Source organism: Micromonospora phytophila, assembly GCF_023656545.1.
Classification (GTDB): Bacteria; Actinomycetota; Actinomycetes; order Mycobacteriales; family Micromonosporaceae; genus Micromonospora; species Micromonospora phytophila.
In genome coordinates this window covers 1-9,496 of sequence record NZ_JAMOKF010000218.1, presented here as the reverse complement: position 1 = coordinate 9,496, position 9,496 = coordinate 1, and the positions used below count along the sequence as shown (strand labels likewise).

The following is a 9,496-nucleotide window of genomic DNA, read 5'->3' as shown; positions in this document are numbered from 1 at the left end:
CGCTGCTCGGACCGGCCGACGGGGGCCCGGCCTACCGGATCACCGGCCGCCGCCGGATGGCCCGGCTGGCCGAGCTGGTCGGCGACCGCCCGTCCGCCGCGCCCGCCGCCGCCTGGCCCACCCGCGCCTGACCCGGCCGCGCCGGGTGTCCGATCCAGGACAACCGCGTGCCTGTTTGCGCAGGTCAAAGGTGGGGTGACGGCTCGGCCGAGGGGCCGGCATCGGCACAGTGTCCCGCTTGCGGCCCTACCCACGGTGTACGGTGGCGCCGTCCGGCACCACCAGCCGCACCTCGACGGCGGACGACAGACCCGTCGGCGCGGTTTGCCGCCCGCGAAACCCGAAACGTGGGCGGCGCGTTACGTTGGACATCCGGACCGCCGGGCCGGACCGGGTCGACGTCGATCCGCACGGGCCCCGGGCGGCGAACAGGAGTGAGGTCGGAGAGAGACGTGCCGAGCAACGCTGGAACCACCCGTCTGGTCATCGTCGAGTCCCCGGCGAAGGCCAAGACGATCTCGGGCTACCTCGGCCCGGGGTACGTCGTGGAGGCCAGCTTCGGTCACGTCCGCGACCTTCCGCGCAACGCCGCCGACGTGCCGGCCAAGTACAAGGGTGAGCCGTGGGCCCGGCTCGGGGTGGACGTCGACAACGGCTTCCACGCCCTCTACGTGGTCTCCGCCGACCGCAAGCAGCAGATCAGCAAGCTGGTGAAGCTCGCCAAGGAGGTCGACGAGATCTTCCTGGCGACGGACGAGGACCGCGAGGGCGAGGCGATCGCCTGGCACCTGGTGGAGACGCTCAAGCCCAAGGTGCCGGTCAAGCGGATGGTCTTCCACGAGATCACCAAGCCGGCGATCCAGGCCGCGGTGGCCAACCCGCGCGAGATCGACCGGGACCTGGTCGACGCACAGGAGGCCCGGCGCATCCTCGACCGGCTCTACGGCTACGAGGTCTCCCCGGTGCTGTGGAAGAAGGTCATGCCGAAGCTCTCGGCGGGCCGGGTGCAGTCCGTGGCGACCCGGATCGTGGTGGAGCGGGAACGGCAGCGGATGGCCTTCCGCACCGCCGAGTACTGGGACATCCTCGCCACCCTCGCCGTGGCAAACGCCGGTGAGGGGCCGCGCACCTTCAACGCCACCCTGGTCGCGCTGAACGGCGACCGGATCGCCACCGGCAAGGACTTCGAGCCGACCACGGGTCGCGTCCGGGCCGGCGCCGGGGTCGTCCACCTGGACGAGGGCGGGGCCAGAGGGCTCGCCGCCCGCCTGGCGGGGCGGCCGTTCGCCGTCACCCGGGTCGAGGAGAAGCCCTACCGGCGCCGCCCGTACGCGCCGTTCATCACCTCCACCCTCCAGCAGGAGGCGGCCCGCAAGCTGCGCCTGTCGTCGCAGCAGACGATGCGCACCGCGCAGCGGCTCTACGAGAACGGCTACATCACCTACATGCGTACCGACTCGGTGAACCTGTCGGAGACCGCCATCTCGGCGGCCCGCCGGCAGATCGTCGAGCTGTACGGCGAGCGCAGCGTGCCGCCGGAGCCGCGCCGCTACACCGGCAAGGTGAAGAACGCCCAGGAGGCGCACGAGGCGATCCGCCCCGCCGGGGACAACTTCCGCACCCCGGGCGACGTGGCCAAGGAGCTGTCGGCCGAGGAGTTCAAGCTCTACGAGCTGATCTGGCGGCGCACCATCGCCTCCCAGATGACCGACGCGGTCGGCTCCAGCGTCTCGGTGCGCATCCGCGCGGTCTCCTCCGCCCAGGAGGAGGCCGACTTCGGCGCGACCGGCAAGACCATCACCGACCCGGGCTTCCTGCGGGCGTACGTGGAGTCCAGCGACGACGAGAACGCCGAGGCCGAGGACGCCGAGCGCCGGCTGCCGAACCTGGCCAAGGGGCAGCCGCTGACCGCCGACGAGCTGGCCGCGCAGGGCCACCACACCCAGCCGCCGTCGCGCTACACCGAGGCGTCGCTGGTCAAGGCCCTCGAAGAGCTGGGCATCGGCCGCCCGTCCACGTACGCCTCGATCATGCAGACGATCCAGGACCGGGGGTACGTCACCAAGCGCGGCCAGGCGATGATCCCGACCTTCCTGGCGTTCGCGGTGATCGGGCTGCTGGAGCGGCACTACCCGCGCCTGATCGACTACGACTTCACCGCCACCATGGAGAACGAGCTCGACGAGATCGCCGGCGGGGAGCATGCCGCCGTCGACTTCCTCACCGCCTTCTACTTCGGCAGCACCAACGGCACCGGCGACCAGGCGATCGCCCACGCCGGCGGGCTGAAGAAGCTGGTCACCGAGAACCTGACCGACATCGACGCGCGCAGCGTCAACTCGATCCCGCTGCACACCGACGAGGAGGGCCGCGAGGTCGTCGTCCGGGTGGGCCGGTTCGGGCCGTACCTGCAGCGGGCGCTGCCGGGCGACCAGCCGGCCCCGAAGGCGGAGGGCGAGGAGGGTGGCGGCCAGGGCGACCGGGCGCCGATCCCCGAGGGGCTGGCGCCCGACGAACTGACCCCGGAGAAGGTGAACGAGCTCTTCCTCGGCGGCGGGGGCGAGCGCAAGCTCGGCGACGACCCCGGCACCGGCGAGCCGATCCTGCTCAAGTCCGGCCGGTTCGGCCCGTACGTGTCCAGCGGTGAACGGAAGTCCTCGCTGCTGCGTTCGCAGACGCCGGACTCGCTCACCCTCGACGAGGCGCTCAAGCTGCTCAGCCTGCCCCGGCTGGTCGGGGTGGCCCCGGACGGCGTGGAGGTCTTCGCCAACAACGGCCGCTACGGCCCGTACGTCAAGCGCGGCGAGGAGTTCCGCTCGCTGGACTCGGAAGACAAGATGTTCACCGTCACCCTCGACGAGGCGCTGGCCCTGCTGGCCGCCCCGAAGGCCCGCCAGCGTCGGGCCGCCGCGCCGCCGCTGCGGGAGATGGGCGTCGACCCGCTGACCGAGAAGCCCCTGGTCATCAAGGACGGCCGGTTCGGGCCGTACGTCACCGACGGCGAGTTCAACGCGTCGCTGCGCCGGGGGCAGACCCCGGAGGAGCTGACCATCGAGCAGGCCTCGGAGATGCTCGCCGACAAGCGGGCGAAGGGTCCGGCCCCGAAGAAGGCGGCCGCCAAGAAGGCCCCGGCGAAGAAGGCCGCCCCGGCCAAGAAGGCGGCGGCGAAGAAGACGGCGGCGGCGGCGAAGTCCACGGCCGCCAAGAAGACCACGACCGCCAAGGCCACCCCCGCCAAGAAGGCAGCCCCCCGCAAGACCACCACCACCACCGAGTAAGCCCGGTCCTCGCGAGATATTGGAAGGTTTCGGCCCCTCCGGCTTCCTTCCACGATCTCGGGCGAGCCGGCCGGCTGGTGGGTGGGTGTCAGCCGAGTAGGTGGTCCAGGTGCGGGGTGGTGAAGAGGCGGTCGGGGTCGAGGCGGGCGCGGATGGCCTGGAAGTCGGCGAAGCTGGGGTACGCGGGGGCGAGCGTCGCGGCGTCGCGCCAGTGCAGCTTGCCCCAGTGGGGGCGCCCACCGAGGCCGGCCGCCACCTCCTCGAACGCCCGGAAGTAGGGCTCGTACGGCATGCCGACGTACTGGTGGATCGCCACGTACGCCGACTCGCGCCCGTAGCCGTGGGAGAGCCAGATGTCGTCGGCGGCGGTGAACCGCACCTCGACCGGGAAGAGCACCTTGAACGGCAGCGCGTCCACGATCCGCCGTAGCTCGGCCAGGGCGGTGGGCAGGGCGTCGCGCGGCAGCGCGTACTCCATCTCCACGAAGCGGACCCGGCGCGGGGTGCAGAAGACCCGGTCGGAGCGGCCGGTGTAGCGACGTTCGGTGAGCGCCCGGGCGGAGATGGCGCTGATCCCCGGGGCCAGCGCCGGCACGGCGCGGCCGAGGCGGCAGGCCCCGGCGAAGACGGTGTTCGACAGGAACTCGTCGTCCAGCCAGCCGCGCCACCGGGACAGCGGCCGGTCGTCGGCGGGCACCCGGTCGTTGGTCTTGACCTGCACCCGGTCGGTGTACGGGAACCAGTAGAACTCGACGTGGTCGTGGGCCGCGACCAGGGTGGACAGTTCGCCGAGCACGGATACCAGCGGCGCCGGCCGTTCGTGGGCGAGGAGGACGAAGGCGTCGACGCAGCGCAGGGTCACCTCGACCAGCACCCCGAGCGCGCCGAGTGACACCCGGGCGGCGGCGAACACGTCGGGGTGCTCGGTGGCGGAGCAGCGCAGCACCTCGCCGGTGCCGGTGACCAGGGTGAGCGCCTCGACGAAGGTCGACAGGCAGCCGTACGCCGCGCCGGTGCCGTGGGTGCCGGTGGAGATCGCCCCGGCGATCGTCTGGGCGTCGATGTCCCCGAGGTTGGGCAGGGCCAGTCCGTGCGCGGCGAGCAGCTCGTTGAGCGCGCGCAGCGTCATCCCGGCCGGTACGGTGACCAGTCGGCGATCGACGTCGACGCGTACCGGGGTGTCGAGTTCGGTCAGTTCCATCCGCCGGCCGTCGGTGACGGCGACGCCGGTGAAGGAGTGGCCGCTGCCGACCGCCCGGATCCGCCCGCCGGTCCCGGCGGCGTCGCGGACGGCCTCGGTGACGTCGGCGACGGAGGTGGGGCGCAGGATGGCGGTGGCGGTGGCGCGTTGGTTGCCGGCCCAGTTGGACCAGGCGGCGGTGGGCGGTGCGGTGCCGGCCATGCGCGCTCCTCATGATGAATATGAACTGACTTCATATCAGGAACGTTGTACCTGGTAAATACCGCAATTGAGGTCTGCTCGTTGTACCGGTAGTCACGGTTTCGTGACGTGCAGATATGTTCATTTCTCGAAGGGGGGTGGCGCCGAGTGTCCACACCAGCCGCCACGACCGGGCCGCTGCGCCGGGTACCGGTGCAGGGTCGAAGCGTCGCTCGGGTCCAACGGATGTTGGACGCCTGCGCCGAGCTTGTCGACGAGGTGGGGTACGAGGGGCTGACCACGACGCTGCTCGCCGAGCGTGCCGAGGTGGCGATCGGATCGGTCTACCAGTTCTTCCCCGACAAGCGGGCGATCGTGCAGGCGTTGACCCTGCGGACGATGGAGTCCTACCTCCAGCGCCTCGACGAGCGGTTCGCCTCGGACGAGATGACCCACTGGTGGGACGGCGTCGACGCCGGGATCGACGAGTACATCTCGATGCACCGCACGGTCCCGGGCTTCCGTACCCTGCACTTCGGCGACGTGGTCGACCTGCACCTGCTCGATGAGCAGCGGGACAACAACGGGGTGATCGCGGACCAGTTGGCCCGGGTGCTCACCGACCGTTTCGGCCTGGCCGACGTCCCCGAGCTCCGCTTCCACCTGGAGATCGCCGTGGAGGCGGCTGACGCGCTGATCAAGCTGGCGTTCCGTCGGCAGGCCGACGGCGACGACCGGGTGCTGGTCGAGGCGAAGGCCCTGATCCGGGAGTACCTGCACCGGCAGGTCGACGCCCGGACGCAGGTCACCCAGCCGGGCTGAGCGGGTAACGCCGGCCCGTGGTGCTCGGGCGGCGACGCGAGGAACGGAACCCGGGTGCGACCGGGTGGCACGGAGTCCGGGGTGCGACCGGGCGGCGCGACGGCACAGACCCGGGAGTGCGACCGGGGGAGACGGCAGGAACAGACCCGGGTGCGACCGGGGAGCACGACGAAGACGTGACCCGGGGTGCGACCGGGTGGCAGGAAGAGCGACGGACCGTTCGGGGTGCGACCGGACGGCCCGGTGCGGGACGGCCCGGGACGGGCCGGGCGGGCGTTCAGAGGAACGCCCGGCCCTCGCCCCGGTATGTCGGCACGGTGGCCACCACCGTGTCCCCCTCCACCAGGTGCAGCTCGTTGACGTGTTCGGCGAGTTCACCGGCCTTGGCGTGCCGGAACCACACCCGGTCGCCGACCCGCAGCGTGCCGGCCGCCGTGCCGGCCAGCGGGGTCTGCACCTCGCCGGCCCCCTCGGTGCCGATCAGCTTCAGGCCGGCGGGCAGCCACGGGCGGGGAAGCCGACTCGCCTCGGCCGGACCGGAGGCGATCCAGCCGCCACCGAGCACGGTGGCCAGGCCGGGCGCCGGGCGGCGGACCACCGCGCAGGCGAAGAACGCCGCCGGGGTGGGGCGCCAGGCGCGGTAGGCGTCGAACAGCGTCGGCCCGTACAGGCCCGATCCCGCGGTGACCTCGGTGACCGCGGGATCGGCGCTGGTCGCGGCCACGCTGCCGGTGCCGCCGCCGTTGACGAACTCCAGCTCGGCGTGCTCGCGTACCGCAGCCACCGCCGCGCCCCGGCGGGCCAGCAACTCGCGGTACGACCCGCGCTGGGCCAGCCTGATCGCGGAGCCGAGCACCGCCCGCCCGGGCGGCGCGTCGCCCAGGCCGGCGATCTGCGCCTCGTACGCCATCAGCCCGACCAGCCGGAAGCCGGCGCGGCCGGCGACGGTGGCGGCGAGCGCGCCGGCGGCCCGGGCGCTGTGCACCGGGGAGCGGCGGACGCCGACGTGCACCCGCCCGCCGAGCGGCCGCCACGAGGCGTCCAGTTCGAGGCAGACCCGGAGCTCGGGCCGCCGTCCCGGCGCGCGCACGGCGTCGACGAGGTCGAGCTGGTCGGTCCCGTCGATCATCAGGGTCACCGTGGCGGCGAGCGCCGGATCGGCGGCCAGTTCGGCGAGCGCCCCCCGGTCGGCCGTGGGGTACGCCACCAGCACGTCGTCGGCCACACCGGCGCGGACCAGCCAGATCGCCTCGGGCAGGGTGAAGGCCATCACGCCGTGCCAGCCGGGCCGGCCCAGCGCCCGGCCGATCAGGTCACGGGCGCGGACGGACTTGCTGGCCACCCGGACCGGCTTGCCCCCGGCGCGATCGACCAGCGCGGCGGCGTTGGCGTCGAAGGCCGTGAGGTCGACCACCGCGTACGGCGGATCGAGGTGGGCGGTCGCCCGGTCAAGTCGCTCGCGAAGTATGTCGCTTTCGATGGCCACGTGTGCACGCTAACTGTCCGGCGGTCAATGTGAAATACCCTCGCTTCTGTCCGGGCTGCGAGTGGTGGTCGCGGCGGCCTAGGCTCGGCGAGCAGGAGAATGTCGCGGCGGGGGAGGCTCCCGTCGGGTCTAGAGTGTTGCACCGGGAATGCCCAGCGATGGGCCGGCACGTGGAGGTACGGCCATCGAAAGCCAGCAGAACGGCGAGTCGCCCGGCGTGTCGCCGGCCGCGAGCCAGTCCGGCGCTCCCGCCGGCCCGTCCGGCAACCAGGCCGACCGGTCCGGCTACGCCGCCATCCGCTCGGTGCTGCGGATCACCCCGTTCCGGCGGCTCTGGATCGTGCTCGGCGCGGCCGCCTTCGGCGACTGGTTCGGCCTGCTCGCCACCTCCGTCTTCGCCGCCTCCCAGGTCGAGGGGAGCACGGCCAAGGGCGCGGCCTTCGGTGGCGTCATCGCCATCCGGCTGCTGCCCGCGCTGGTGCTCGGCCCGATCGCCGGAGTGCTCGCCGACCGGTTCGACCGGCGCTGGACGATGGTCATCTGCGACGTGCTGCGCTTCCTGCTCTTCGCCTCGATCCCGCTGGTCGCGCTCCTCGGCGCCAGCGGCGGCGTGGTGGTCGGCTGGGCCACGGTCGCGACCTTCCTCATCGAGTCGCTCACCCTGCTCTGGATCCCGGCCAAGGAGGCCGCGGTCCCCAACCTGATCCCGCGTGCCCGGCTGGAAGCGGCCAACCAGCTCACCCTGATCACCACGTACGGCCTCACGCCGGTCCTCGCGGCGTTGATCCTCGCCGCGCTGGACGCCGTCGTGCGGGGCGCGGTGGACGGAAACCCGCCCAACTGGGCCGAGCCGGCCCAACTGGCGCTCTGGTTCAACGCGGTCTCCCGGCTGGCCACCGCGCTGGTGGTGGCGTTCGGGATCAAGGAGATCAGCCAGGGGCAGGCCGACGAGGGGGACCGCACCGAGCAGAGCCTGCTGCGGCAGTTCAAGGAGGGCTGGCGGTTCATCGGGCAGACCCCGCTGGTCCGTGGCCTGGTGCTCGGCATCTTCGGCGCCTTCGCCGGCGGCGGCATCGTGATCGGCACCGCGCGCTTCTTCGCCAACTCGCTGGGCGCCGGTGACGCCGCCTTCTACCTGCTCTTCGGCGCGATCTTCATCGGCCTGGCGCTCGGCATCGGGCTCGGCCCGATGATCGTCAAGGAGATGTCCCGCCGCCGCTGGTTCGGCATGAGCATCGTGCTGGCCAGCGCCTCGGTCATGACGCTCGCCTTCGCCATCCACCTGTCGATGGCGATGGTCGGCGCGATCCTGGTCGGCGCGGGCGCCGGCATGGCCTTCCTCTCCGGCACCACCCTGCTCGGCGGGGAGATCGCCGACGAGGTGCGCGGCCGGGTCTTCGCGGTGGTGCAGATCGGCACCCGGCTGGTGCTCATCCTGGCGATCGGCCTGAGCAGCCTGCTCGCCGGCGTCGGCGGCTCCCGCATGCTGGAGATCGCCGACCTCGGCGTCTCGATCTCCTCGACCCGGTTGCTGCTGCTCGCCGCGGGCGCCGCCGGCATCTTCGCCGGGATCAGCGCGTTCGGCCAGATGGACGACAAGAAGGGCGTCCCGGTCCTGGCCGACCTCTGGGGCTCGATCCGGGGCCGCCCGCTGATGCCGGCCGAGCCGTTCGTCTCCGCCGGGCTCTTCGTGGTCTTCGAGGGCGGCGAGGGCGCCGGCAAGTCCACCCAGCTCGCCGCGCTCGCCGAGCGGCTGCGCGGGCAGGGGCGGGACGTGGTGGTCACCCGGGAACCCGGGGCCACCGCCGTGGGCGAGCGGATCCGGTCGCTGGTGCTGGACACCACCGGTGACCAGGCGCCGTCGCCCCGCGCCGAGGCGCTGCTCTACGCCGCTGACCGGGCGCACCACGTGGCCACCGTGGTCCGGCCGGCGCTGGTCCGGGGCGGCGTGGTGATCAGCGACCGGTACGTCGACTCGTCCCTGGCGTACCAGGGCGCGGGGCGGACGCTCCCGGTCGACGAGGTCTCCTGGCTCTCCTCCTGGGCCACCGGTGGGCTCAAGCCCGACCTGGTGGTGCTGCTCGACGTCGACCCCCGCACCGGCCTGTCCCGGGTGGCCGCCCGCAGCGCGGGCGCCGACCGGCTGGAGGCCGAGTCGATCTCCTTCCACGAGCGGGTCCGGTACGCCTTCCTCGACCTCGCCGCCGCCGACCCGAAGCGCTACCTGGTGCTCGACGCGTCCCGCCCGGCGGAGGAGATCGCCGCTCAGGTGGCCCGGCGGGTCCAGGAGATGGTCGGCGCGCCCGGCGGCATCGTGCACCCGCGCCCCGCACAGGGGCCGGACACCTCGGTGCAGCCGGAGTTATCCGACTCGGAGCTGGTGACGATGGAGCAGCGGACCTGATGCCGGACGTCTTCGCCGACCTGGTCGGGCAGGACGAGGCGGTGGACACCCTGCGCCGGGCCGCCGCCGCCGCGGCCGCCGTGCTGCGCGCCGCCGCCGACGCCCGCCCGGGCGCGGCGGTCCCG

At 72.9% G+C, this 9,496-nt stretch carries 5 protein-coding genes and 1 pseudogene; 4 read left to right on the top strand and 2 right to left on the bottom strand.

All coding sequences use genetic code 11. The features are described from left to right. Positions 1-452 precede the first annotated feature (452 nt). Positions 453-3,278: a type I DNA topoisomerase gene (gene topA / locus NCC78_RS22035; protein ID WP_250796738.1), complete on the top strand. Its 2,826-nt coding sequence runs from the start codon at positions 453-455 to the stop codon at positions 3,276-3,278. A gap of 88 nt (positions 3,279-3,366) precedes the next feature. Here the strand turns inward: topA and NCC78_RS22030 are convergent, their stop codons facing one another. Beyond that, positions 3,367-4,680 (bottom strand): D-arabinono-1,4-lactone oxidase, encoded by a 1,314-nt coding sequence (locus NCC78_RS22030; protein WP_250796737.1) that lies wholly within the window; start codon positions 4,678-4,680, stop codon positions 3,367-3,369. 225 nt (positions 4,681-4,905) lie between these two features. Between NCC78_RS22030 and NCC78_RS22025 the strand changes: the two genes are divergently transcribed. Further along, entirely contained in the window at positions 4,906-5,481 is a 576-nt protein-coding gene (locus tag NCC78_RS22025) for a TetR/AcrR family transcriptional regulator (protein ID WP_250796734.1), read from the top strand. A 277-nt stretch (positions 5,482-5,758) separates the two neighbouring features. On the opposite strand, the gene NCC78_RS22020 is transcribed toward NCC78_RS22025, so the two are convergent. After that, a complete protein-coding gene (locus NCC78_RS22020; RefSeq protein ID WP_250796732.1) occupies positions 5,759-6,967 on the bottom strand; it encodes an amino acid deaminase/aldolase in 1,209 nt (402 codons plus the stop codon). A 340-nt stretch (positions 6,968-7,307) separates the two neighbouring features. Here NCC78_RS22020 and tmk point away from each other — a divergent pair, with 340 nt between their 5' ends. Together tmk and NCC78_RS22010 are read left to right on the top strand one after the other, a co-directional pair. Next, positions 7,308-9,371 carry a dTMP kinase gene (gene tmk / locus NCC78_RS22015; RefSeq protein ID WP_250796739.1) on the top strand — a complete coding sequence of 688 codons (2,064 nt, stop codon included), beginning with the start codon at positions 7,308-7,310 and terminating at the stop codon, positions 9,369-9,371. Beyond that, a pseudogene (locus NCC78_RS22010) lies at positions 9,371-9,496 on the top strand (DNA polymerase III subunit delta'); the annotation flags it as partial. The gene tmk and the pseudogene NCC78_RS22010, both read left to right, overlap by 1 nt.